The 24,429-nt window shown below is 73.9% G+C and carries 17 protein-coding genes; 2 read left to right on the forward strand and 15 right to left on the reverse strand.

Going from position 1 to position 24,429, the window contains the following annotated elements; all coding sequences use genetic code 11:
* Positions 1-417 precede the first annotated feature (417 nt).
* The 13 genes from FRAEUI1C_RS24650 to FRAEUI1C_RS24710 form a co-directional block, all read right to left on the reverse strand.
* Entirely contained in the window at positions 418-1,860 is a 1,443-nt protein-coding gene (locus FRAEUI1C_RS24650) for a glutamate synthase subunit beta (protein ID WP_013426073.1), read from the reverse strand.
* A gap of 54 nt (positions 1,861-1,914) precedes the next feature.
* On the reverse strand, positions 1,915-6,474 hold the full coding sequence (gene gltB / locus FRAEUI1C_RS24655) for a glutamate synthase large subunit (protein WP_013426074.1): 4,560 nt from the start codon (positions 6,472-6,474) through the stop codon (positions 1,915-1,917).
* A 411-nt stretch (positions 6,475-6,885) separates the two neighbouring features.
* Positions 6,886-7,707 carry a VIT1/CCC1 transporter family protein gene (locus FRAEUI1C_RS24660; protein WP_013426075.1) on the reverse strand — a complete coding sequence of 274 codons (822 nt, stop codon included), beginning with the start codon at positions 7,705-7,707 and terminating at the stop codon, positions 6,886-6,888.
* Positions 7,700-8,707 (reverse strand): prolipoprotein diacylglyceryl transferase, encoded by a 1,008-nt coding sequence (gene lgt / locus FRAEUI1C_RS24665; protein ID WP_013426076.1) that lies wholly within the window; start codon positions 8,705-8,707, stop codon positions 7,700-7,702. Before lgt ends, FRAEUI1C_RS24660 begins: the two co-directional genes overlap by 8 nt.
* A gap of 137 nt (positions 8,708-8,844) precedes the next feature.
* Complete coding sequence (trpA, locus tag FRAEUI1C_RS24670; protein WP_049806988.1) at positions 8,845-9,687, reverse strand: tryptophan synthase subunit alpha; 843 nt, start codon at positions 9,685-9,687, stop codon at positions 8,845-8,847.
* Between the two features lie 80 nt (positions 9,688-9,767).
* Entirely contained in the window at positions 9,768-11,060 is a 1,293-nt protein-coding gene (gene trpB / locus FRAEUI1C_RS24675) for a tryptophan synthase subunit beta (RefSeq protein WP_013426078.1), read from the reverse strand.
* Positions 11,061-11,110: 50 nt separating this feature from the next.
* Positions 11,111-11,917: an indole-3-glycerol phosphate synthase TrpC gene (trpC, locus tag FRAEUI1C_RS24680; protein ID WP_013426079.1), complete on the reverse strand. Its 807-nt coding sequence runs from the start codon at positions 11,915-11,917 to the stop codon at positions 11,111-11,113.
* A gap of 424 nt (positions 11,918-12,341) precedes the next feature.
* On the reverse strand, positions 12,342-13,016 hold the full coding sequence (locus FRAEUI1C_RS24685; protein ID WP_013426080.1) for a Trp biosynthesis-associated membrane protein: 675 nt from the start codon (positions 13,014-13,016) through the stop codon (positions 12,342-12,344).
* Between the two features lie 29 nt (positions 13,017-13,045).
* Positions 13,046-14,629, reverse strand: coding sequence for an anthranilate synthase component I (locus tag FRAEUI1C_RS24690; protein WP_013426081.1), 1,584 nt, complete (start codon positions 14,627-14,629; stop codon positions 13,046-13,048).
* Positions 14,616-15,056 carry a phosphoribosyl-AMP cyclohydrolase gene (hisI, locus tag FRAEUI1C_RS24695; protein ID WP_013426082.1) on the reverse strand — a complete coding sequence of 147 codons (441 nt, stop codon included), beginning with the start codon at positions 15,054-15,056 and terminating at the stop codon, positions 14,616-14,618. Before hisI ends, FRAEUI1C_RS24690 begins: the two co-directional genes overlap by 14 nt.
* A gap of 71 nt (positions 15,057-15,127) precedes the next feature.
* Positions 15,128-15,574, reverse strand: coding sequence for a cupin domain-containing protein (locus FRAEUI1C_RS24700; RefSeq protein WP_013426083.1), 447 nt, complete (start codon positions 15,572-15,574; stop codon positions 15,128-15,130).
* On the reverse strand, positions 15,571-16,362 hold the full coding sequence (locus FRAEUI1C_RS24705; RefSeq protein ID WP_013426084.1) for a cysteine hydrolase family protein: 792 nt from the start codon (positions 16,360-16,362) through the stop codon (positions 15,571-15,573). Before FRAEUI1C_RS24705 ends, FRAEUI1C_RS24700 begins: the two co-directional genes overlap by 4 nt.
* Positions 16,359-17,549 (reverse strand): LLM class flavin-dependent oxidoreductase, encoded by a 1,191-nt coding sequence (locus FRAEUI1C_RS24710; protein WP_013426085.1) that lies wholly within the window; start codon positions 17,547-17,549, stop codon positions 16,359-16,361. Before FRAEUI1C_RS24710 ends, FRAEUI1C_RS24705 begins: the two co-directional genes overlap by 4 nt.
* Positions 17,550-17,967: 418 nt before the next feature.
* Here FRAEUI1C_RS24710 and FRAEUI1C_RS24715 point away from each other — a divergent pair, with 418 nt between their 5' ends.
* Positions 17,968-19,698: an amidase gene (locus tag FRAEUI1C_RS24715; protein ID WP_083819630.1), complete on the forward strand. Its 1,731-nt coding sequence runs from the start codon at positions 17,968-17,970 to the stop codon at positions 19,696-19,698.
* Between the two features lie 62 nt (positions 19,699-19,760).
* The gene (locus FRAEUI1C_RS24720) at positions 19,761-20,354 is read left to right on the forward strand and encodes a helix-turn-helix domain-containing protein (RefSeq protein WP_041259636.1); all 594 of its coding nucleotides are present in this window, start codon (positions 19,761-19,763) and stop codon (positions 20,352-20,354) included.
* A 23-nt stretch (positions 20,355-20,377) separates the two neighbouring features.
* On the opposite strand, the gene FRAEUI1C_RS24725 is transcribed toward FRAEUI1C_RS24720, so the two are convergent.
* Together FRAEUI1C_RS24725 and FRAEUI1C_RS24730 are read right to left on the reverse strand one after the other, a co-directional pair.
* Positions 20,378-22,246, reverse strand: a complete 1,869-nt coding sequence (locus FRAEUI1C_RS24725) for an ABC transporter ATP-binding protein (RefSeq protein ID WP_013426088.1) — start codon at positions 22,244-22,246, stop codon at positions 20,378-20,380.
* Complete coding sequence (locus FRAEUI1C_RS24730; protein ID WP_013426089.1) at positions 22,243-24,297, reverse strand: ABC transporter ATP-binding protein; 2,055 nt, start codon at positions 24,295-24,297, stop codon at positions 22,243-22,245. The genes FRAEUI1C_RS24725 and FRAEUI1C_RS24730 overlap by 4 nt, the downstream gene beginning before the upstream one ends.
* Positions 24,298-24,429: the final 132 nt, after the last annotated feature.

The following is a 24,429-nucleotide window of genomic DNA, read 5'->3' on the forward strand; positions in this document are numbered from 1 at the left end:
GGATGACCTGTAAGAAATATGACCTGACTTCGCGGGAACAACGGCCGGAATCGCCCAGACTCACGCGCCTAAAGGAGACGGCTAACCCAACTCGTCTCAGGCGTCTGGCGGTCCCGCCCAGGGGCACGGCCCAGGTCCGCACCGACGGCGTCCGCCGGCATGGTCGACTGCCTGCCGCGGCCCGCGCAGCCTATCGGTCAGCGTCGTCATACGTCCACCCGGAACTGACGCGGAACCGAGATCAATGCCCCCGGGCGGCGCCGAGCCGAGATCCACACAGGTCACCCACGCGGCCCGCCGACGATGCGCGCCAGCCTGGAAATCCCATTCTCGGATCTGCATGGCGCGCTCCGTAAAAGACCAGTGGCCGGTATGCCGTGTCGGAGAACACGCATACCGGCCACCCGCCGGGATCGTTTATCGCCGAGTAGGAGTGATCGGCTCCGGGAGGTCGGTCGCGCCGCTGAGGTACCGGTCGACCGCGGCGGCGGCCGAACGGCCCTCGGCGATCGCCCAGACGATCAGCGACTGGCCCCGGCCCATGTCGCCGGCGACGAAGACACCGGGGACGGACGACTGCCACCCCGCGTCGCGGGCCACGTTGCCCCTGGCGTCCAGCTCGACCCCGAGGCCCTCGACCAGGCCCTCGCGCTGCGGGCCGACGAAGCCCATCGCCAGCAGCGCCAGCTCACAGGGCAGCTCCGTCTCGCTGCCCTCGACCTTCTGGAACTTCCCGTCGACCGACTGGACCTCGTACATGCGCAGCGCGCGCAGCCGGCCCTCCTCGTCGCCGAGGAAGGACTCGGTGGAGACGGCGTAGACCCGCTCGCCGCCCTCCTCGTGCGCCGAGGTCACCCGGTAGAGCATCGGGTAGGTCGGCCACGGGTTCGCCACCGGCCGCGTCTCCGGCGGGCGCGGCATGATCTCCAGCTGGTGCACGGAGACGGCGCCCTGGCGGTGCGAGGTGCCGAGGCAGTCGGCCCCGGTGTCGCCGCCGCCGATGACGACGACGCGCTTGCCCTTGGCGCTGATCTCCGGCTCGGCGAGGTCGCCCTCCTGCACCCGGTTGGCCAGCGGCAGGAACTCCATCGCGAAGTGGACGCCGTTGAGCTCCCGGCCCGGCACCGGCAGGTCCCGGCCGATCGTGGAGCCGCCGGCCAGCACGACCGCGTCGAACGTGGCGCGCAGCTCCTCGACGGAGAGGTCGACGCCGACGTCACAGGAGGTGACGAACGTGGTCCCCTCGGCGGCCATCTGCTCGAGGCGCCGGTCGAGGACGGCCTTCTCCATCTTGAACTCGGGGATGCCGTAGCGCAGCAGGCCACCGATCCGGTCGGCCCGCTCGAAGACCGTCACGTCGTGGCCGGCGCGGGTGAGCTGCTGCGCGGCGGCGAGCCCGGCGGGGCCGGAGCCGACGACGGCGACCTTCCGGCCGGTCCGCACCGACGGCGGCACCGGGACGACCCGGCCCTCCGCCAGCGCCCGGTCGATGATCGAGACCTCGATCTGCTTGATGGTCACCGGGTCGTCGGAGATGCCGAGCACGCAGGCGGCCTCGCACGGCGCCGGGCACAGCCGCCCGGTGAACTCCGGGAAGTTGTTCGTCGCGTGCAGCCGGTCGATGGCCTCCTGCCACTCGTCCCGGCGGGCGAGGTCGTTCCACTCCGGGATCAGGTTGCCCAGCGGGCAGCCGTTGTGGCAGAACGGGATGCCGCAGTCCATGCAGCGTGAGGCCTGCGCGGTCAGCGACGGCGCCGGGAAGTCCTGGTAGACCTCCCGCCAGTCCTGGATCCGCACGTCGACGGGCCGGCGCGCCGGTAGCTCCCGGTGGTGCCGGAGAAACCCAGTCGGGTCAGCCATCCCTCTTCCTATCTCTGTGTTCGTGGCGGAGGGCGCGCTTGCGCGTGGGGCTGGTCAGGCTCGGGCCGCGGCCATGATCAGGTCGTCGGCGGGGACGCCCTGCTCCTTGGCCTGCGCCATCACGGTCAGTACCCGCTTGTAGTCGCGGGGCATGACCTTGACGAACTTGGCCTGCTCGTCCTCCCAGCTCGCGAGCAGGCCGGCGGCGACCGTGGAGCCGGTCTCGCGCCGGTGACGGGTCAGCAGGGAGACGAGCTGCGCCCGGTCCTCCGCGTCGAGTGGCTCGATGTCGACCATCTCGCCGTTGATCCGCTCCACGACCGGGTCGTACAGGTAGGCGACGCCGCCGCTCATGCCGGCGGCGAAGTTACGCCCGATCTGGCCGAGCACGACGACGGTGCCGCCGGTCATGTACTCGCAGCCGTGGTCGCCGACGCCCTCCACGATCGCGGTCGCGCCCGAGTTGCGGACGCAGAACCGCTCACCGACGGCGCCCCGGAAGTACGCCTCGCCCGCGGTCGCGCCGTAGAGCAGCACGTTGCCGGCGATCGTGTTCTCCTCGGCGCGCAGCGGCGCCTCCTTCGGCGGGAAGACGATGATCCGCCCGCCGGACAGGCCCTTGCCGGTGTAGTCGTTGACGTCGCCCTCCAGGGTGAGGGTGATGCCGCGCGGGACGAACGCGCCGAAGCTCTGGCCGGCGGAGCCGGTGAACCGCAGCGAGATCGTGTCGTCCGGCAGGCCGACAGCGCCGTAGCGCCGGGTGACCTCGTAGCCGAGCATCGTGCCGACGGTGCGGTTGACGTTGCGGATCGGCATCTCCAGCCACACCGGGCGCCCGTCCTCCAGGGCGCCCTCGCACAGCTGGATCAGCGAGTTGTCCAGCGCCTTGTCGAGGCCGTGGTCCTGGCTCGCGGCGTTGGACAGCGAGCCGCCGAACGGCGTCTCCGGGGTGTGCAGCAGCGGGCTGATGTCCAGCCCGGCGGCCTTCCAGTGCTCGACGGCGAAGGTCGCGTCCAGGATGTCGACCCGGCCGACGGCCTCCTTCAGCGTCCGGAAGCCCAGCTGCGCCAGGTACTCCCGGACCTCCTCCGCGATGAAGGTGAAGAAGTTCTCGACGAACTCCGGCTTGCCGGTGAACCGCGCGCGCAGCTCCGGGTTCTGGGTCGCGACGCCGACGGGGCAGGTGTCGAGGTGACAGACCCGCATCATCACGCAGCCGGCGACCACCAGCGGCGCCGTCGCGAAGCCGAACTCCTCGGCGCCGAGCAGCGCGCCGATGACGACGTCGCGGCCGGTCTTGATCTGGCCGTCGACCTGCACCACGATCCGGTCGCGCAGGCCGTTGAGCAGCAGGGTCTGCTGCGTCTCGGCCAGGCCCAGCTCCCAGGGCGCGCCGGCGTGCTTGAGCGACGTCAGCGGCGACGCCCCCGTGCCGCCGTCATGGCCGGAGATCAGCACCACGTCGGCGTGCGCCTTCGACACGCCGGCCGCGACGGTGCCGACGCCGACCTCGGCGACGAGCTTGACGTGTACCCGCGCCGCCGGGTTGGCGTTCTTCAGGTCGTGGATGAGCTGGGCGAGGTCCTCGATCGAGTAGATGTCGTGGTGCGGCGGCGGCGAGATCAGGCCGACGCCCGGCGTCGAGTGCCGGGTCCGCGCGATCCACGGGTAGACCTTGTGGGCGGGCAGCTGGCCGCCCTCCCCCGGCTTCGCGCCCTGCGCCATCTTGATCTGCAGGTCGTCGGCGTTGACGAGGTACTCGCTGGTCACGCCGAACCGGCCGGACGCCACCTGCTTGACCGCGGAACGGCGCAGGTCGCCGTTGGCGTCGGGCACGAAGCGCTCCGCGTCCTCGCCGCCCTCGCCGGTGTTCGACTTGCCGCCGAGGCGGTTCATCGCGATGGCCAGGGTCTCGTGCGCCTCCGCGCTGATCGAGCCGTAGGACATCGCGCCGGTGGCGAACCGCTTGACGATCTCGGAGACCGGCTCCACCTGCTCGATCGGGATCGGCCGGCGCAGGCCCGGGCGCAGCTCGAACAGGCCCCGCAGGGTCGCGTTGCGCTTCGAGAGGTCGTCGACCTTGGCCGTGTACTCCTTGAAGACCTCGTACTGGCGGGTCCGGGTCGCGTGCTGCAGGAGGAAGACCGTCTCCGGGTTGAACAGGTGCAGCTCGCCGTCGCGGCGCCACTGGTACTCGCCGCCGGTCTCCAGTGGCCGGTGCGTGAGCTCGGTGGCCACCCGCGGGTGGGCCCGGCCGTGGCGCGCGGCGACCTCGGCGGCGAGCACGTCGATGCCGACGCCGTCGATCCGGGACGCGGTGCCGGTGAAGTACCGCTCGATCACGTCGGAGCGCAGGCCGATCGCCTCGAAGACCTGGGCACCGGTGTAGCTGGCGATGGTGGAGATGCCCATCTTGGACATCACCTTCAGGACGCCCTTGCCGAACGCCTTGACGATGTTCTTCTCGGCCTGCTCCGGGGTGACGCCCGTGATCTCGCCGCGGCGGATCAGGTCCTCGACGGACTCGAACGCCAGGTACGGGTTGACCGCGGCGGCTCCGAAGCCGTTCAGCAGCGCGACGTGGTGCACCTCGCGGGCGTCGCCGCTCTCGACGATCAGGCCGACCTTGGTCCGGGTCTTCTCCCGGATCAGGTGGTGGTGCACCGCGGCGGTGAGCAGCAGCGACGGGATCGGCGCGAGCCGCGCGTCGGAGTCCCGGTCGGACAGCACGACGATCCGGGCGCCGTCGGCGATGGCCGCGCTCACGCCGGCACAGATCTCGTCGATCCGGGCCACCAGCGCCGCGCCGCCGCCGGCGACCTCGTAGAGGCCGCGTACGGTGACGGCCGCGAAGCCGGGCATGTCACCGTCGTCGTTGATGCCGATGATCTTCGCCAGCTCGGTGTTGCTGATCACCGGGTAGGGGATCTCCACGACGCGGCACGTCGCCGCGCCGGCGTCGAGCAGGTTGCCCTCCGGCCCGAGGTAGTGGCCCAGGCTGGTGACCAGCTCCTCGCGGATCGCGTCCAGCGGCGGGTTGGTGACCTGCGCGAACAGCTGCTGGAAGTAGTCGAACAGCAGCCGGGGCCGCTCGGAGAGCACCGCGACCGGGGTGTCGGTGCCCATCGAGCCGATCGGCTCCGCGCCGGACCGCGCCATCGGCGCGACGATGACCCGCAGCTCCTCCTCGGTGTAGCCGAAGACCTGCTGGCGGCGGGTCACCGACTCGTGGCTGTAGACGACGCGCTCGCGCTCCGGCAGGTCGGACAGCGCGATGACGCCCGCGTGCAGCCACTCGTCGTACGGCGCGGCGGAGGCCAGCTCGGACTTGATCTCGTCGTCGCTGACGATCCGGCCCTTGGCCGTGTCGATCAGGAACATCCGGCCCGGCTGCAGCCGGCCCTTCTGGATGACCCGGTGCGGCGGGATGTCCAGGACGCCGACCTCGGAGGCCATGACGACCAGGCCGTCGTCGGTGACCCAGTACCGCGACGGGCGCAGGCCGTTGCGGTCGAGGACCGCGCCGATCATCGTGCCGTCGGTGAAGGCGATCGACGCCGGCCCGTCCCACGGCTCCATCAGGGTCGCGTGGAACTGGTAGAAGGCGCGGCGCTTCGGGTCCATCTCGGCGTGGTTCTCCCACGCCTCCGGGATCATCATCAGGACGGCATGCGGCAGGCTGCGGCCGCCCAGGTGCAGCAGCTCCAGCACCTCGTCGAAGCTGGCCGAGTCGCTGGCGCCGTCGGCGCAGATCGGGAAGAGCCGGGCCAGGTCGCCGGGGATCAGGTCGCTTTCCAGCAGCGCCTCGCGGGCGCGCATCCAGTTCCGGTTGCCGCGGACGGTGTTGATCTCACCGTTGTGCGCGATCAGGCGATAGGGATGCGCCAGCGGCCAGCTCGGGAAGGTGTTCGTCGAGAAGCGGCTGTGCACGAGAGCGATAGCACTCGCGAACCGAGGGTCGTCCAGGTCCGGGAAATAGGCGGACAGCTGGTGCGTTGTCAGCATTCCCTTGTAGACGATGGTGCGCGCCGACAACGACGGGAAATAGACGCCCGTCTCCCGCTGAATCCGCTTACGCAGGCAGAACGCGCGGCGCTCCAGCTCAAGCTGGTCGAACGGGGCGTCGTCGTCGATGGGCGCGCCGACCGCCGCGCTGACCGCGGTGCCCGGCAGCGTCACGAACAGCTGACGCATCCGGGGCTCGACCTCGCGGGCCGCGTGCCCGACGATGTGGCTGACGACGGGCAGCTCACGCCAGCCGAGAACCCGCAGGCGCTCCTGCCGGGCCAGCCGGCCGATGGTGCGGACGGCCTCGTCACGGTCACCCGCCACCTGGGGGAGGAAGCCGATGCCGACGGCGTACCGGCCGGCCGCGGGGAGCGGGAAACCCGCCACGTCACGCAGGAACACGTCCGGGACCTGGACGAGAATGCCCGCGCCGTCACCCGTGTCCGGGTCGCTGCCGGAGGCGCCACGATGGTCAAGGTTGCGCAGTACTGTCAGGCCCTGGTCGACCAGTTCGTGGCTGCGGCGGCCGTGCACGTCGACGACGAAGCCGACACCACAGGCGTCGTGCTCGTACGAGGGGTCGTAGAGACCTTGCTTAGTCGGCATCCGGCGTGTCCTGTCCGTCTTCAGTGCCTGAAGGGTGCGGACGACGCTGTCCGGGAGCGCATCGACGACGACCAGGCGGCACCGGCGCCGCGCACCGGAGCCGTGACCCCAGGACGCCCCGGTTAGCCGGCGCTCGGGCGTTTCGGGAGCCCGGGTGCCGGGCGACCGGGTCCGCGCGGCCAGAGCCGAGACAGCTGGGACAGGGCGCGGTGAGCCAGCCGCGTCTTGCGCTCCACCGAGTGTGCCATGTCGCCGCCCGATTCGCTGAGATCGTCAGTGTCCGGCAGGTCACATGAATGTGACGGTTGTGTTCCAAGCGGGCGAGCCTTACCTTTGCTAACCTTCTTGTCCGCCGAGGTTAGAGCTGTTCTCACCTCGGGCTTAGGCCCGTCGCGGCGCCGGTGCCTCCGGCTAGTTGACGACGCCGCCGACGAGGGCGCCGACCAGGTACGTGGCGGCGGCGGCCAGCGCGCCGAGCAGGAGCTGGCGGCCTCCGGACAGCCACGGTGAGCGGCCGGTGAACCGGCTGACGGCCACCCCGACCCCGAACAGCGCGCAGGCGGCCAGCACCGCGCTCGCGAGGAACGTGTAGCCGCCCAGGACCCAGTGCGCGACCAGGTAGGGCAGCACCGGTACCAGCGCCCCGAGGGCGAACGCCGTGAACGACGAGAAGGCGGCCAGCAGCGCGCTCGGCAGCCGGCCCGGGGTCACCCCCAGCTCCTCCTGGCTGTGCACCGCCAGCGCGACCTCGGGGTCGTCGTGCAGCTGGCCGGCGACGGCCTCGGCCAGCGCGGGGTCGACACCCTTGCGGGCATAGGTCGCGGCCAGCTCGGCCCGCTCGTCGACCGGGAACTGCGTCAGCGCCTGCCGCTCGACCTCGATCTCCGCGGCCATCGCCTCGTTCTGCGACCGAACCGAGGTGTACTCCCCGGTCGCCATCGAGAACGCCCCGGCCGCCACCCCGGCGAGGCCGGCCAGCACCGCCGTCGAGTGGGACGCGTTGCTGCCGGCGAACCCGGACAGCAGTGCGACGTTGCTCACCAGCCCGTCCATCACGCCGAACACCGCCGGGCGCAGCCAGCCGCCGGAGACGTCACGGTGGGCGTCATGGTGGTGCTGGTGCATCCCGGGCCGGTAGGCGGCCTCGGACCGCGCGCCGGCCGGGCGAGCGGCCCGGGGGCCCTCCGAGCTCCCGTCGGCCGAGCTCCCGTCGGCCCGGCGTTCGTCAGCCATCGCCGCGGCCAGGCACGGCCGATTCGTCACCGCCGTCCACGGCGGGAGGCGCGGTCACGCCGGCTGGCTTCTCCGTGGCGATCCGGCCGCTCACGGCGGCGGCGGTGACAGGGGCGCCGTCCTCGTCGCCCGTGTCGTCGGCAGCGGGAGCCACGGCGATCTCGGCGGGCTCGGCCGCGGTGGCGTCGGCCGGGCTGACGTCCCGGTCGACGGGCTTGCGGATCAGCAGGTACATCGCCACGGCGCCCAGGAAGACGACGATGCTGGTCCAGTCGTTGAGGCGCAGGCCGAGGAAGTGCTCGGCGTCGTCGATCCGCAACGCCTCGATCAGGCCGCGGCCGACCGTGTACATCATGATGTAGAGCGCGAGCAGCCGGCCGCGGCCCAGGCGGGCCCGACGGTCGATGACCAGCAGCGTCACGCCGACCGCCACGTCCCAGATCGACTCGTACAGGAACGTCGGGTGGAAGGTCGCGTACTGCTCGTAGCCGATGGGCCGGTGCGCCGGGTCGATCTTCAGTCCCCACGGCAGCGTGGTGGGCCGGCCGAAGAGCTCCTGGTTGAAGTAGTTGCCCCAGCGGCCGATCGCCTGCGCGAAGATCAGGCCAGGCGCGGCGGCGTCGGAGAACAACAGGAACGGCACGCCGGCCCGGCGGCAGGCGAGCCACACTCCGAGCGCGCCGCCCGCGACCGCCCCCCAGATCCCGAGCCCGCCGTTCCACACGTACAGGACGTGGACCAGGTCGCCGTTCTTGCCGAAGTAGGCCTGCGGGCTGGTGAGGACGTGGTAGACCCGGGCGCCGATGATGCCGAGCAGCACCGCCCCCACGCCCGCGTCGCTGGCGAAGTTCGGGTCGACGCCCCGCGCCTGCAGCCGGCGGCCGGTGAGCCAGACGGCGACGATGACGCCAATGATGATCATAAAGGCGTAGGCGCGCAGCGGCAGGGGCCCGAGGTGCAGGACACCTCGAGAGGGGCTAGGGATCGCGGCTAGGACCACGGCGCAAGGCTACCTAGCGAGGACCCACTGTCGTCTACCCGTCCTGGAACAAAGGTTGACAACTCCGGCCAGTGTGGACGCCGCCGTGGCCAACCTCGCCCCGGGAGGGACCGCCGACCGGGCCGGTCAAGCCCAGGTCAGGAACCGGCGCGGACGCCGGCCGCGAGGTCGGCGGTGAGCTTGCGGACCGCGGCGATGCCAGCCTCGCGGCCGGCGCCGGAGCGTTCCGCGTCGACCAGGCAGCCGACCAGCGCGGTGCCGACGATCACTCCGTCGGCGAAGCCCGCCACGGTCGCCGCCTGGGCCCCGTCCCGGACCCCCAGACCGACCGCCACCGGCAGGTCGGTGACGCCGCGCACCCGGTTGACCAGGCCCTCGGCCGCGGCGCCGACCGACTCCCGGACGCCGGTGACGCCCATCAGCGACGCGGCGTAGACGAAGCCGCTGGCGATGCCGGTCACTCGTCGCAGCCGGGCGTCCGAAGAGCTGGGCGCGACCAGGAACACCGAGTCGAGCCCGTGCCGGCCGGCGGCCTCCAGCCACGGGCCGGCCTCCTCGGGCGGCAGGTCCGGCGTGATCGTGCCGGCGCCCCCGGCGGCGGCGAGGTCGGCGGCGAACCGCTCGACACCGTGCCGCTCGATCGGGTTCCAGTAGGTCATCACGAGCGTCGGCGCGCCGGTCGCGGCGACGGCCTCGACGGTGCGCAGCACGTCGGCGGTGGTCACACCGCCCCGCAGCGCCGCGTCCACGGCCTCCTGGATGACCGGCCCGTCGATCGTCGGGTCCGAGTACGGCAGCCCGAGCTCGACGATGTCGACCCCGGCCTCGACCATCGCGCGCAACGCGTCGATCGCGCCGTCCACCGACGGGTAGCCCGCCGGCAGGTAGCCGACGAGGACCGCGCGGCCTTCCTTGCGGGCCGCCGCGAAAACATCCGCGACCCGCCCCGGTGTGCCCTGTCCCACCACGTGGTTGTCCATCTCCCGGCCGGCTGGCCCGGCCGACCTCTGCGAGCCCGGTGTGCCCGGGCGCTGGCCGTTGTGCTGTCTGGCTGGCGCGGTCAGCCGTTGGTGGCCGGGCCGTCGGCGCCGTCGAGCAGGTCGAACCAGCGGGCGGCGGTGTCGACGTCCTTGTCGCCCCGGCCTGAGCAGCTCACGAGGACGGTCGCGTCCGGGCCCAGCTCACGGGCGACGTCGAAGGCCCCGGCGAACGCGTGCGCGCTCTCGATCGCGACCAGGATGCCCTCGGTCTTCGCGACCAGGCCTAGAGCGTCCATCGCGGCGGTGTCGTCGACGACCCGGTAGGAGGCCCGGCCGGTGTCGTGCAGCCAGGCGTGCTCGGGCCCGATGCCGGGATAGTCCAGGCCGGCGGAGATCGAGTGCGAGACCTGGGTCTGGCCGTCCTCGTCCTGCAGGAAGTACGAGCGCATCCCGTGCAGGACGCCGGACCCGCCACCGGCGATCGCTGCGGCGTGCCGGCCGGTCGCCAGGCCGTCGCCGCCCGCCTCGCAGCCGATCAGCGCGACCGAGGTGTCCGGGATGAACCGGTGGAAGATCCCCATCGCGTTCGAGCCGCCGCCGACGCAGGCGACGACCGCGTCCGGCAGCCGTCCGGTGATCTCGAGCACCTGCTCGCGCGCCTCGACGCCGATGATCCGCTGGAAGTCGCGGACGAGCATCGGGAACGGGTGGGGGCCCATCACCGAGCCGATGCAGTAGTGGGTGTGCTCGACGGTGGCGACCCAGTCCCGCAGCGCCTCGTTGATGGCGTCCTTGAGGGTGCGGCTGCCGGAGGTGACGGGGACGACGGTGGCGCCGAGCAGCCGCATCCGGGCGACGTTCAGCGCCTGGCGCTGGGTGTCCTCCTCGCCCATGTAGACGACGCACTCGAGGCCGAGCAGGGCGCAGGCGGTCGCGGTGGCGACGCCGTGCTGGCCCGCGCCGGTCTCGGCGATCACCCGGGTCTTGCCCATCCGCTTGGTCAGCAGGCACTGACCGAGGACGTTGTTGATCTTGTGAGAGCCGGTGTGCGCGAGGTCCTCGCGCTTGAGCAGCAGCCGGGCGCCGCCGATCCGCTCGGTGAGCCGCTGGGCCACGGTGACGGGGGTCGGCCGGCCGGCGTAGCTGGCCAGCAGGCCGTCCAGCTCGGCGACGAACGCCGGGTCCTGGCGGGCCTCGTCGTAGGCCGCGGTCAGCTCGTCGAGCGCCGCCATGAGCGCCTCCGGCACGAACCGCCCACCGAACGGCCCGAAGTGGCCCAGCCCGTCCGGGACGCTGGCCCACTCCCCCGCGCCCAGGTCAGCGGCGGCAGGCGAAGCGGCAAGACCGGTCGACCCGGCACTGGAAGCACTCACGGCCCCGACTCTATCGGCCACCGCCAACCGATTTTCTGGACGCGAGCCGGTTAACGGCCGACCTTGGTGGCGGGGTGGGCGCCGGCGGCGACGAGGTCGGCGACGGTCTGGCGTGGGTCGGGCCCGCTGACGGCGGCCTCGCCGACGAGCACCGCGTCGGCGCCCGCCTCCGCGTAGCCGAGCAGGTCACGCGGGCCGCGGATGCCGGACTCGGCGACCTTCAGGATGCCGGGCGGCACCAGGGGCGCCAGCCGCGCGAAGGTGTCCCGCCGGATCTCCAGCGTCTTGAGGTCACGGGCGTTGACGCCGATCAGCCGGGCGCCGGCGTCCAGCGCGCGGTGGGTCTCCTCCTCGTCGTGGACCTCGACGAGGGCGGTCATCCCGAGCGACTCGATCCGCTCCAGCAGGCCGACGAGGCGCGGCTGGTCGAGCGCAGCGACGATCAGCAGCACGAGGTCGGCGCCGTGCGCCCGCGCCTCCCAGATCTGGTACGGCGCGACGATGAAGTCCTTGCGCAGCACGGGCACGTCGACCGCCACCCGGACGGCGTCCAGGTCGGCGAGCGAGCCGCCGAACCGGTGCTTCTCGGTCAGCACGCTGACGGCCGCGGCGCCGGCGGTCTCGTAGATGCCGGCCAGCTTCCCCGGGTCGGGAATGTTGGCCAGGTCACCCTTCGACGGGCTGCGCCGCTTGACCTCGGCGATCACGGCGACCCGGCGGGCGCGCAGCACCGCCAGCGCGTCGCGCGGGTCCGGAACCTTCTCGACGCGCTGTTTGAGCACGTCAAGCGGGGTCTGGGACTCGCGTTCGGCCAAGTCGGCGCGGACGCCGGCGATGATCTCGTCGAGGACGGTCACAGCCGGGCTCCGGTGGCTCTCGCTGCCATGGCGCCGATGGTAGGCCCCCAGCCGGACATCGCACATCGCCCCCCACGCGCGCATCAACCCACTGACGGTCCGTAGTTGCCCACCGATTGTCCGGGCCGGAACCGTCGGGCCGATCAACCGCCAAACAGCCCATACCCAGCAGGGGGCGTACCCGAACCGGTCACGTAGCGTGGTTGTCCCCTTGTTGCCCAGCACACGGGCCCGGCGACAGCACGCGACGGGATTGCCACGGGGTGACGTTCGTGTCTAGCGCGCCACTTCCGGCGAAGCGGGCGCGGCGGCCGGCGCGCCGTTCGGCGTGTCGCCCGGCCATCCTCCGGCCGCCCCTCGGCCATCCTCCGGCCACCTCCTGGCGGGCTACCGGAGGCGGGCCGGGCTGCCCCCGGGCAGGCCGTCAGTCCGCCGAGACGGTCGGGTCCTGGCCACGCTCGATGGCCTCCCAGGCGTCCAGCGGGCGCGCCGACCTGGTCTGGTACCGGCCGCCCATCGCCGGCCAGGCCCGGCCGAAGGCGACGGCCAGCAGGCCGGCGCCGAGCAGCGCCACCCCGCCGACCAGCGCGAGCCAGGGCGCGGCCGACACCCGGATCGGGCCGACGCTCGGGTGACCGCTGGGAGCGAGGGCGATGACCGGCTGCGCGGACCGCACGACCGGGCCCGGGTCGAGGCCGACCCGGGCCGCGTAGATGATCACTCCGACGCCGGCCGCGGCCACGAGCAGCCCGACGACGCGCCTGGCCACCCCGCGGGTCGCGACCAGCGCGACCGCCGTCGCCAGGCCCAGCAGCCCGAAGGCGCCGATCGCCGGGGCCAGGTCGCCGCCGCCCAGCTTCACCGCCAGCGGCGCCGCCGTCGCCCCGCTGCCGGCCGTCGCCGCGTCCCGCACCCCCGTGTGGACCCAGGTGGCCGACGCGGCCAGCAGCGCCGCCGCCGCGCCCAGCAGACAGCCGATGACCGCCGCCCCCAGCCCGGACCGCCCGGCCAGCCGGCGGGCGGGCGAGCCGCCCCCCGCGCGCGTCGCCGGGTCGGTCGCGGGCACGGTCGAGGTGGCCTGTTCGGTGTCTGCGCTCATGCCTGTGGTCCCGTCGGTTGCGATGGTGGTCAGCCCGGCGCGCGCAGGGTCTCGGCGATCTCGATCGCACGCAGCACGGCGGCGGCCTTGGTCCGGCTCTCGTGATCCTCCGCGTCGGGCACCGAGTCGGCGACGATGCCGGCGCCGGCCTGGACGTACGCGCGGCCGTCCCGGACCAGGGCCGTGCGGATCGCGATCGCGGTGTCGAGGTCGCCGCCGAAGTCGAGGTAGCCGACGACCCCGCCGTACAGGCCGCGCCGGGTCGGCTCCAGCTCGTCGATGACCTCCATCGCCCGCACCTTCGGCGCGCCGGACAGCGTCCCGGCGGGGAAGGTCGCGGCGAGCACGTCGATCGCGGTGTGCTCGGGCGAGACCTGGCCGATCACGGTGGACACGATGTGGGTGATGTGCGAGTAGCGCTCGATCGTGGCGAACTCGACCACCCGCACGGTACCCGGGACGCAGACCCGGCCCAGGTCGTTGCGGACCAGGTCGACGAGCATGACGTGCTCGGCCCGCTCCTTCGGGTCGGCGAGCAGCTCGGCGGCCAGCGCCGCGTCCTCCTCCGGGGTCCGCCCGCGCGGCCGGCTGCCGGCGATCGGGTGCAGCAGGGCCCGGTCACCGGTGACCTTGACGTGCGCCTCGGGCGACGTGCCGACGACGTCGAAGTCCCCGAAGCGCAGCAGGTACATGTACGGGCTCGGGTTGGACGCGCGCAGCACCCGGTAGATGTCGAGGGCGTCGGCGGTGGTGGCCCGCTCGAAGCGCTGCGACACCACGATCTGGAAGCACTCGCCGGCGCGGATCTCCTCGATCGAGCGCTCGACGGCCTGCTGGAACTGGCCGGGCGCCATGGCGGAGGTGAACTGGCTGAGGTCCAGGGGCGCGACCTCGCGGGTGGCCGCGACGGTCGGTTCGGTCCATTTGTGCAGCTCGGCCGTCATCAGCTCCAGCCGGCCGACCGCGTCGTCGTAGGCGGCGTCGAGCGCTGCCTCGTCGAGCGGGACCGTCGCGGGCAGCCCGTCGGGCCCGGGCGGCGCGGCGGCGTGGGTGAACACGTTGGCGACCAGCAGGCAGGAGCCGTCGGCGTGGTCGAGGACCGCGAGGTCCATGCAGAGCAGCAGGCGCAGCTCGGGCACGCGCAGGTCGTCGACGGCATGCTCGGGCAGCCGCTCGATCCGGCGGACGAAGTCGTAGGACAGGTAGCCGACGAGGCCACCCATCAGCGGCGGCATCCCCGAGGTGCCTGCGCCCGGCCACACCTCGTCCAGCCGGGGCGCGCGCAGCGACCGCTCGACGGCGCGCAGCGCGGTCAGCGGGCTGCCGCCGGTCGGCACGCCGGGCGGGGCCTCGCCACCGGTCCAGCGGGCCTCGCCGTCGACCTCGGTGAGGGTGGCCGCCGCCCGGACCCCGACGATCGAGTAGCGCGACCGCATCCCGCTGTGCTCGGCCGACTCCAGCAGGAAGGTCCCGGGGCCGCCGCCGAGCTTGCGGTACATGCCGACCGGGGTCTCGCCGTCGGCGAGGAGCCGGCGCGCCACCGGGACGACGGTGTACTCGGCGGCCAGCGCCCGGAACTCGGCGCGGGTCGGGCTGATCTCACCGGTCGTCATGCTGGTCTCCCGCGGTCGGGTCCACGGCGGGGGCCGCGGCGGTCGGAGGCGTCGGCCCGGCGCGCGAACCGACGGCCGCGATCAGGTCACGGCCGTCGAAACAGGTCGACGTCCCGGTGTGGCAGGCCGGGCCGACCTGGTCGACCTGGACGAGCAGGGCGTCGCCGTCGCAGTCGAGCGCGACCGAGCGCACCCACTGGACGTGTCCGGACGTGTCTCCCTTGACCCAGTACTCCCGGCGGCTACGGCTCCAGTAGGTGGCCCGGCCGGTGGTCAGCGTCCGGTGCAGCGCCTCGTCGTCCATCCAGCCGACCATCAGCACCTTCCCCGTGTCGTACTGCTGGACGACGGCCGCGACCAGCCCGGCGGCGTCCCGCTTCAGCCGGCCGGCGACGGCGGGATCAAGCCCGGGGGACGTGGTACTCACGGTGCCATTGTGCCGGCCCGACGGGATACTGCCTCCCCCGCCCGGCGGGGCGGCACCTGGCTGCGCGGAGCTCAGCTGGTGGCGGCGTTCAGGATCGCGAGGTCCTCGGGGTCCAGGGCGGCCACTGGGCCGCGTTCGATGAGGGCCGCGAAGCCGTCGTCGGGGGCCAGGACCGTGAGCGTGTAGAGCCGGTCGGTGGCCGACGGGTTGACGATCCGGTGTACCGAGCCGGGCGGGAGCACGAGGACGTCGCCCGGCCCGATCTCCTGGGTGTGCCCGTCGCTGTGCGCCACGCCGTGCCCGGCGAGCACGACGAACGTCTCGGTCGAGGCCGGGTGCGAGTTCGGCGGCTGGGCACCGGCGGGCTCCCACACCTCGAACACCACGGTGGCCGGCGAGCCCTGCGCCGGCCCGGACAGCACGGCGAGCCGGACCGTGTCGCCGGGCGAGATCCGGTGCGCCGTCACCTCGGCCAGCGGCCGCACCAGCTGCGGCCCGGCGCGCCTCGCCTCGCTCACCCGAGCGGCTGGAGCGCGTCGGTGAGGTCGGCCGCCGTCAGGGTGAAGCCGAAGCACTGGCGGACGTTGTACACCGTCGCCCGCGCGCAGAACTCCGGCGAGGTCGTGCCGACGGCGTCCTCGACCAGCACCACGTCGTAGCCGAGGCAGGCGGCGTCGGTCAGCGTCGCGAGCACGCACTGGTCCGCGTTGACGCCGGCGAACAGCAGCGTGTCGACCCGGAGGTTGCGCAGCACGGTGTCCAGCGGGGTGTCCCAGAAGCCGCTCATCCGGTACTTCGACACGCGGAGGTCGCCGGGCTCGACCACCAGCTCGTCCACGACGGCCGCCGCCCAGGAGCCCTCGGTGAGCACCGGCGCGCCGTTCGGCAGCGGATCGCCGATGCCGGTACCGGAGCCGTCACCGTCGTAGACGTGCAGCACGCCCGGGGGCAGGTTGGCGCGGTCGGCCCGGTTGCCCCAGTTGAGCCAGACGACCGGGACGCCGGCCGCGCGCAGCGCCGGGAGCAGCGCGGCGAGCACCGGGATCGGCGCCCGGGCCCCGCTGATGTCGACGCCGAGGCCGGCGAGCCAGCCGTCGGGGTGACAGAAGTCGTTCTGCATGTCGACCACGACGATCGCGGACCGGGCGAGGTCGAACGTGAGCCGCTGCGGCAGCGCGGCCACCGTGACGGCGCGGTCGGGACGGGCCGGGCGGCGCAGGTCGACCGCCCCCGGCCCGACCAGCCAGCTGTTGACGGCGGTCGGGCCGAGGCGGACGGCCGGTCGCGGCCGGTCCTGGTCCGTCACCGGACGAGGACCTCGGCCGCGGCGTCGAGCAGCGGGCGGACGTCGCGGGCGAACCGGCGCAGCTGCTCCTCGGTGGCGTCGTAGCTCTCCCCCGGACCGGTCGGGAAGATCGTCAGGTCGGCCAGGCCACCGAGGTCGTCGCGCAGCCGCAGGATCGCGGCGGCGACCTCCTCGGCGGTGCCGACCGCCCAGACGCCCTGCTCGACCGAGTCCTCCAGGGTCGGCACCCAGCCGGCGGGCGGTGGGCCGCCGTCCGGGCCGAGGTAGGCCCTGGTCCAGCCGTAGGGGCCTAGGAAGCGCCAGAACTCGTCGTGGCCCGGCCTGGCCCGCTCCATCGCGTCCTCGTGGGTGTCGCCCACGTAGGTGTTGAGCACGACCATCCGCTTCTCGCCGGGCTCGGGAGCGCCGCCGTGGGCCGCCGCGTACACCTCGGCGTAGCGCTCCCACCGGGCCTGCAGCAGCGAACGGCTCACCAGCCAGAACACCCCGCCGAAGCCCCGGGTCGGCACCTCGGCCAGCGAGCCGGGGCTGCTGATCGCCTGCCAGATGTCGTACGGGTACACCGGCCGCGGGATGAGCGTGAGCTCCTCGACCTCGCCGCCCCGGTCGGGGATGCCGGGTGGCGGGGCCTGGAAGTACTGGCCCCGGTGGGCGAACGTCTCGTTGTCCAGGGCGGTCAGCAGCAGGTCGACCGCCTCGGCGGTGACCTGGCGGTTGACGGTGTCCGCGGCCCGCGCGTCCGGGTTGTCGGTGGAACCGATCGACACCCGGCCGAGCGACAGCGGCTCGATCTCGCGCGGCACCGTGCCCCGGCCGAGCCCCAGCACCGCCCGGCCGCCGGAGAGGTTGTGCAGCATGGCGAAGTCCTCGGCCAGGCGCAGCGGGTGCCACTGGCCGACGACGTTGAACATCGTGCCGATCCGGATGCGGCTGGTCCGCTCGGCGAGGAAGGCGCCGAACATCAGGCCGTTGGGCACGACCTCGTAGCCCTCGTGCTGGAAGTGGTGCTCGGTCAGCCAGAAGGAGTCGTAGCCGAGCTCGTCGGCGAGCGTCCCGGTGTCCAGGAGGCGCCGCATCGCCCGGAGCACCTCCGGCTGCCCGTAGCGGCGCGACGTCGGTTCGGTGCCGCCGGCGCCGAGCGTGTCGCCCATCTCGACGGCCCCGAAAAGAAAGACGCCGACGCGCATCGCGCTCCCCTCAGTCCGGGTGGGGCCGCGGCCTCGTGCTCGCCGCGCGGCCGGCGCCCGGGCCGGCCTGGGCCGGCAGGCGGTTGATTGTTGGTGTCATCAACACTGCCGGCCACGTATTTCAGCGCCGTCAAGCACCCGTAACAGCGCCGGACGGAGACCTTCCTCGGCGGCGCCGGCCGCGGCCCGCGGCCCACTGTCTCGGGACCTAGGCCTCTGGTCGCCGGACGCTGTTTCACCCTCCAAACCGCTGGTCAGCGCGCTCCGGGGCCGAACAGCGCCAGGATGCCAGCTGGTCCGCAGGACCGCGGCCCGCTCGTGCCGTCGCGCGACCTGAACTGTCATCCCGCGGTGGTCTACTGGGGCCGCCGGCCTCCGGGTACCAGGGGAGGCAGCCTGTCCCGGGTGCCTAAGGAGCATGTCTGTGTCCACCGAGGTCCGCTACTACGCGGTCGGCCAGCCCGGCGGCCCGACGGCGGCCGCCCCCGCCGACGACCCCGCCTGGCGCGCGGGTCTCGAGGCCGCGTTCTGGCGGTACGAGCACGCGCTGCTCGCGAACGACCTGGACGTCCTGGACGAGCTGTTCCTCGACGACCCGGCGACGCTGCGCGCCGACGGCGCCGGGGTCCTCGTCGGACACGCCCAGATCAGCCTGTTCCGACGGTCCAGGGGCGCGGGGGGCCGGCTGCCCGCGGCCCGGACCGTCGAGCGGCTGCACGTCCAGGTACACGGTCCCGCGGCGGCGCTGCTGGTCGCCGAGGTGCTGCGCGAGGAGGACGGGGGCCGCGGCCTGCAGACCCAGCTGTGGACCGCCGTCGCCACCGACGGCGGCGAGGCCCGGTGGCGCGTGGTGGCGGCCCATGTCAGCGCCGCCCCGGCGGCGTCCTCGTCGGCCGGCTCCGCGTCGTCAGCCGGCCCACGCTCGGCGGCCGGCTCGGCGCCTGACGAGACGAGCGCGGTGTGGCGCGTGCGTGGAGGTCCGCTGGTCGCGGGCGTGGGTGAGGGCCCGCTGCGTGGGCTCACGGTCGCCGTCAAGGACCTGTTCGCCGTCCAGGGCCACCGGACCGGGGCCGGGAACCCGACCTGGCTCGCCGAGGCCGCCCCGGAGCCGCGGCACGCGCCGGCCGTCGCCGCGCTGCTCGCCGCCGGCGCCGACGTGGCCGGCATCGCGCAGACCGACGAGCTGGCCTACAGCCTGTCCGGGACGAACGTCCACTACGGCACCCCGCCCAACCCGACCGCCCCCGGCGTCGTCCCCGGCGGCTCCACCAGCGGGCCGGCGAGTGCCGTCGCGCTCGGCCTGGTCGACGTCGGCCTCGGGACCGACACGGGCGGCTCGGTGCGGGTACCGGCGTCCTACTGCGGCCTGTTCGGGATTCGCCCGACCCACGGCGCCGTGTCGGCCGCCGGGGTCGTCCCGCTCGCGCCCAGCTTCGACACCGTCGGCTGGCTGACCCGGGACGCGGACACGCTCGCCCAGGTGGGCGCGGTGCTGCTGCCGGCGGACCCGGCGGCGGGAGCACCGACGCGGCTGCTGGTGGCCGACGACCTGGTGGCCGCCGCCGAGCCGGAGGTCGGGGCCGCGCTGGCCGCGGTGCTGCCCGCGCTGGCCGCGGCGGTGGGGCTGCCGACGCGGCACGTCCCCCGGGTGGCCGGCGGCCGGCTCGACGACTGGGTCACCGCGTTCCGCCAGAACCAGGGCTGGGAGGCCAACGCGACGCACGGCGCGTGGGTCGCGGCGCACCCGGGCACGCTCGGGCCCGGGGTGGCCGCCCGGTTCGCCGCCGCCGCGGCGGTCACCGAGGGGCAGCTCAGGACCGCCCAGCGGGTCCGGACCCAGGTCCGCGACATCCTCGGCGCCGCGCTGGCCGGCGGGACCGTGCTGGTCGCGCCGGCGAGCAGCAGCCCGGCGCCGCGGATGGACCTCGCCGTCGACGTGAAGGACCGGGTCCGGGCCGCCACGCTCACCCTGACCTCGGGCGCCGGGCTCGCGGGCCTGCCCGTGGTGGTGCTGCCGATGCTGCGCGTCCGCGACCGCCCGGTCGGCGTCGCCCTGATCGGCGCCGCCGGAACGGACCGCGCCCTGCTCGCCCTCGCCACCCGCGCGGCCGCGGCCTGCCCGCCCCAACAGGCCCACACCGCCGACTAGGGCAGGCCGGGCGGCCGGCGGCGAGCGCGCCCGCCGCCGGTGGTGATGGGACCATGAGCGGTATGGCAATCGACGCCGGAGCCGCCGGGGAGGACCTGAGCACCCGGATCGGGCGGTCGATCCGGGTGCTGCGCCGGCAACAGGGGCTGACTCTCGTCCAGCTCGCGACGAAGGCCGAGCTGTCGCACCCGTTCCTCAGCCAGCTGGAGCGTGGCCTCGCCCGGCCCAGCATGGCGTCGCTGCACCGGCTCGCGCAGGCCCTGGGCACCACCCAGCCGGCGCTGATGTCGATGGCGGCCGACGACGGTGCCGCGCTGTCCGCGGACGGGCGGGTCAGCCTGGTCACGGCGGGCAGCGGCGTGCCCGTCGACAACCCCGGCGGGGTCGCGAGGTCCCTCGTCGCCGGGGCCCGGGCGATCTACCCGGTTCTCTTCGACGGCGCCCCGGCCGAGTTCGGCCAGGCCTACACCCACCCCGGCGACGAGTTCGTCCACGTCATCGCCGGCACGATCGAGGTGGAGGTCCAGGGCGAGGGCCTGTTCGTCGTCGGCCCCGGCGACACCCTCTACTACCCCGGCGTCCTGCCCCACCGCTGGCGGCAGCTCGCCGGCCCCACCAGCCGCATCCTGCTGGTCCAGGACGCCCGCGCCCACTGACCCGGGGGCGTCTCGCGGCCCGGTCAGAGCGCGGCGACGCCCGCCGACCAGGAGGCGTGCAGGCGCTGGTAGACACCGGGGCGGTCGACCAGCTCCGCGTGCGTGCCCTGCTGGACGATCCGGCCGGCGTCGACGACGACGACCAGGTCGGCGGTCTCGGCGGTCGACAGGCGGTGGGCGATCGTCACGGCGGTGCGCTCGCGGGTGAGCTCCAGCAGCGCGGCGCCGAGGCGGACCTCGGTGGCCGGGTCGACGGCGGAGGTCGCCTCGTCGAGCACGAGCAGATCCGGGTCGGCGAGCTCGGCGCGGGCCAGCGCGATGAGCTGGCGCTCGCCGGCCGAGAGCAGCCCGCCGGACTCGCCGACCTGGGTCAGCACCCCGGCCGGAGTGCGCGCGAGCCAGTCGGCCAGCCCGAGGCGGGTGAAGGCCGCGACGATCTCCTCGTCGGTCGCGGTTGGCCGGCCGTAGCGGACGTTGTCGGCGATCGTCGCGTCGAACAGGAAGCCGTCCTGCGGGACCATCACGACCCGGCCGCGCAGCGACGAGAAGCGCACCTCGGTCAGCGGCACCCCGCCGATCAGGATCCGGCCCTCGGTCGGGTCCATCAGCCGGGTCAGCAGCTTCGCGATCGTCGTCTTGCCCGAACCGGTCTCGCCGACGACCGCGACCCGGGCGCGGGCCGGGACGCGCAGGTCGACGCCATGCAGGACGGGCGGGCCGGTCGGATAACGGAACGTCACCCGTTCGAAGGTCACGTCGAGGGAGCCGGGTGCCAGGTCGCGGCCGCCGGGCGTGCCGTCGGGGCCGCGCAGGGCCTCGGCGGGGTCGCGGATGTCGCTGGGGGTGTCGAGGATGTCGAGCACCCGGCGCAGGCCGGCGAGCGCGTTCGCGCCGTCGTTGAGCACCTCGGTGAGGGTCTGGACCGGCATGACGAACAGCGTCATCAGGAACAGGAAGGCCACCAGCCGGCCGGTCGACAGGTGCCCGCCGACGCCCAGGGCCACGCCGAGCAGGACGACACCGGCCAGCGCCGCCGCCGAGACCAGCTCGGCGGTCGAGAACACGACGGCGACCAGGACCTGGGCCCTGGTCTGCGCCGAGCGGTGGGCCTCGACGGTCTGGTCGATCCGGGCGGCGGTGCGGCCCTGCGAGCCGTACGCCCGGACCACCTGCGCGCCGACGACCGCCTCCGACACCGCGCCGAGCAGCTCCCCGACGCGGCGGCGCACGATCGCGTACCGGACCGCCAGCTTGCGCTGGAAGCCCCGGGTGGCGAGCACCATCGGGACGAAGCAGACGTAGACCAGCAGGGTCAGCGGCCAGGAGAAGACCAGCATCAGGCAGGTCGCGACGATCATCTGACCGACCGAGACGACCAGCATCACGCCGCCGAGCTGCAGGAACTGCGACATCTGGTCGACGTCGGTGGTGACCCGGGCGGTCAGCCCGCCGCGGGCCTGGGTCGCCTGGGTGAGCATCGCCAGGTCGTGGATGTGCCGGAAGGCGCGGACCCGCAGCGCCGCGAGCGCGCCCTCGGACATCCGGTACATCCGGACGTTCATCAGGTACGTCGCGGCCGCCGTCAGGACGATCGTGCCGGCGGCGATCTCGACGGCCGTGCGCACGAGGCCCAGGTCGACGCCGTGCGGCCCGGAGATGCCCCGGTCGAGCGTCTGCTGGACGGTCAGCGGGATGACGACCTTGCCGACGGTGGCGACGAGCGCCAGCAGCAGGGTGACCGACAGGCCGCGGGTCGCCTCGGGGGCGAGCCGGTGCAGCCGGCGGCCTGTGCCCAGCAGCCCCTCCCGGCGCCCGGCCCGGTCCCGTTCCTCGATCGCGGCGGCCGGCGGCGCCGAGCCGCGCTGCGGGGGGATCGCGGCGTCAGCCGTCATGACAGCACCCCCTCGTCGGCGGCGTCGGAGGTCTGAGCCGCGTCCGCGTCCTGGGTCATGACGGCGTCCTGGGCCGCGACGGACTCCCGGCCCGAGTCCGCGCCGGCCGCCAGCCGCGCGGCCCGCTCGTAGGCGGTGAGCAGCTCGGCGTAGCCGGGCGAGCCGACGAGCAACTCGTCGTGACGGCCCTGGGCGACGACCCGCCCGTCCTCCAGGTAGACGACCTCGTCGGCGAGCGCGATCGTCGCCCGCCGGTGGGCGACGACGACGACGGTCGACGCGGTGAGGCCGCGCAGCCCGGACAGGATCGACGCCTCGACCCGGGGGTCGACGCTGGAGGTCGCGTCGTCCAGCACCAGCAGCCGGGGGTGGCGCACCAGTGCTCGGGCCAGCGCGACCCGCTGGCGCTGGCCGCCGGACAGGGTGGTGCCGCGCTCCCCCACCTCGGTGTCCAGGCCGGCCGGGAGCGCCGCGACGAACCGGTCCGCCTGGGCGCGGCGCAGCGCGTCCCAGACCTCGTCGTCGGTCAGGTCGGCGCCGAGGGTGATGTTGGACCGGACCGTGTCGTCGAACAGGAACGCCTGCTGGGCCACCAGCGCGACGGCGCCGGTCACCTCGCCGACGGCCAGCTCGCGCAGGTCGGAGCCGTCGAGGCGGACGGAGCCGGCGTCCGGGTCGACCAGCCTGGCGAGCAGGCCGACCAGGGTCGACTTCCCGGAACCGGTCCGCCCGGTGACCGCGATGACCTTCCCTGGGGTGGCGTCGAAGGTGACGTCGGTGAGCGCGTCGGCGCGCTCGGCCCGCCCGGTCGGCTTGGTCGGCTCGCGGCCGTCCTCGGTCGAGGCGAGCGCGTCGGACTCGGCGGCCTGGTAGCGGTACCCGACGCCCGCCAGGCGCAGCGCGGCCGGGCCGGTGCCGGTCAGCCGGGCCGGCCCGAACACCTGCTCGCCACTCGCGGTCAGCACCGCCGACACCCGGCCCCAGCCGACGACCGAACGGGGCAGCTCGCTGATCACCCAGCCGATCGCCCGGATCGGGAAGGCCAGCAGCGTGAACAGGTAGGCCACCCGGACCAGGTCGCCGACCGACAGGTGCCCGGCGGCGATCCGCTGCGACCCGACGAGGAGCACGGCGAGCACCCCGAAGTTCGGCAGCGCCTCCATCAACGGGTCGAAGGCCCCGCGCACCCGGCCGGCCCGGATCATCGCGTCGCGCAGTTCCTCGGCCGCGCGGCGGAACCGGGCCGTCTCGTCGGCCTCACGCCCGAGCGTCTTGACGACCAGGGCGCCGTCGAACGACTCGTGGGCCACGGCGCTCACCTCGGCGCGCAGCCCCTGCACCCGGGCGAACAGCGGCGACACCCGCCGCGAGTAGAGGTAGTTGAGCACCCCGACGACCGGGAAGACCACGAACCCGACGGCGGCGAGCAGCGGATCGGTCGCGATGAGCAGGGCCACAGCCGCCGCGAGCATGACCACGACGCCGACCGCGAACGGGAACGGCGCGATCGGCGCCCACAGCGCCTCGACGTCGGCGTTCGCGTTGGACAGCAGCGCCCCGGTCGAGTGCCGCTGATGCCAGGCCAGCGGCAGCCGCAGGTACTGGCGGGTGACCCGGCGCCGGTAGTGCGCCTGCATCCGGTACTGCAGGATGCCGGCGGCGAACCGGCGGAAGAACATCCCGACCGCCCGGGCGGCGCCGACCGCGAACACCAGCAGCGCCGCGCCGACGACGGCGCCCCAGCCGGCGTGCCCGCTGTCCAGCGACGGGACGACGACCCGCTGGGTGACCTCGCCGAGGACGTACGAGCTCGCGACGGTGGCCAGGCCGAACAGCGCGCTGCCGGTGACCGAGAGCGCGAACAGCCGAGGCTCCTCACGGATCGCCAGGCCCAGGACCCGCAGGCCGCGCCGGATCACCGAGCCGGACGCGTCGACGGCGCGCGCCGCGTCGGCGAACCAGGCCGGGTTGACCGCGGAGCCACCGGGGCCGGCGGAGCTGGACCCTGTGAGACCGCCCGGTCCGCCCGGAGCGTCACCGGATGGGGACACCGTTCTCCTCTCGCGCGCTGCCGACGACGCCGGGTGCTGGCCTCGCCGTGCTACGGCCGTGTGACAGCGCCGTGCCATCAAAACGGCAACGCGAACGCGACGCCACGGATTTCCTGGCGCGTCAGCCGGCTC

The sequence above is a fragment of the Pseudofrankia inefficax genome (assembly GCF_000166135.1).
In the GTDB taxonomy this organism is placed as follows: domain Bacteria; phylum Actinomycetota; class Actinomycetes; order Frankiales; family Frankiaceae; genus Pseudofrankia; species Pseudofrankia inefficax.

Bases quoted from the DNA above. Each gene is read 5' to 3' on its own strand.
- FRAEUI1C_RS24715 (WP_083819630.1), top strand. From the start codon at position 17,968: ATGTCTGTGTCCACCGAGGTCCGCTACTACGCGGTCGGCCAGCCCGGC.
- gltB (WP_013426074.1), bottom strand. From the start codon at position 6,474: ATGCCGACTAAGCAAGGTCTCTACGACCCCTCGTACGAGCACGACGCC.
- FRAEUI1C_RS24650 (WP_013426073.1), bottom strand. From the start codon at position 1,860: ATGGCTGACCCGACTGGGTTTCTCCGGCACCACCGGGAGCTACCGGCG.
- FRAEUI1C_RS24725 (WP_013426088.1), bottom strand. From the start codon at position 22,246: ATGACGGCTGACGCCGCGATCCCCCCGCAGCGCGGCTCGGCGCCGCCG.
- FRAEUI1C_RS24690 (WP_013426081.1), bottom strand. From the start codon at position 14,629: ATGACGACCGGTGAGATCAGCCCGACCCGCGCCGAGTTCCGGGCGCTG.
- FRAEUI1C_RS24685 (WP_013426080.1), bottom strand. From the start codon at position 13,016: ATGAGCGCAGACACCGAACAGGCCACCTCGACCGTGCCCGCGACCGAC.
- FRAEUI1C_RS24720 (WP_041259636.1), top strand. From the start codon at position 19,761: ATGGCAATCGACGCCGGAGCCGCCGGGGAGGACCTGAGCACCCGGATC.
- FRAEUI1C_RS24660 (WP_013426075.1), bottom strand. From the start codon at position 7,707: ATGGCTGACGAACGCCGGGCCGACGGGAGCTCGGCCGACGGGAGCTCG.
- trpA (WP_049806988.1), bottom strand. From the start codon at position 9,687: ATGGACAACCACGTGGTGGGACAGGGCACACCGGGGCGGGTCGCGGAT.
- FRAEUI1C_RS24710 (WP_013426085.1), bottom strand. From the start codon at position 17,549: ATGCGCGTCGGCGTCTTTCTTTTCGGGGCCGTCGAGATGGGCGACACG.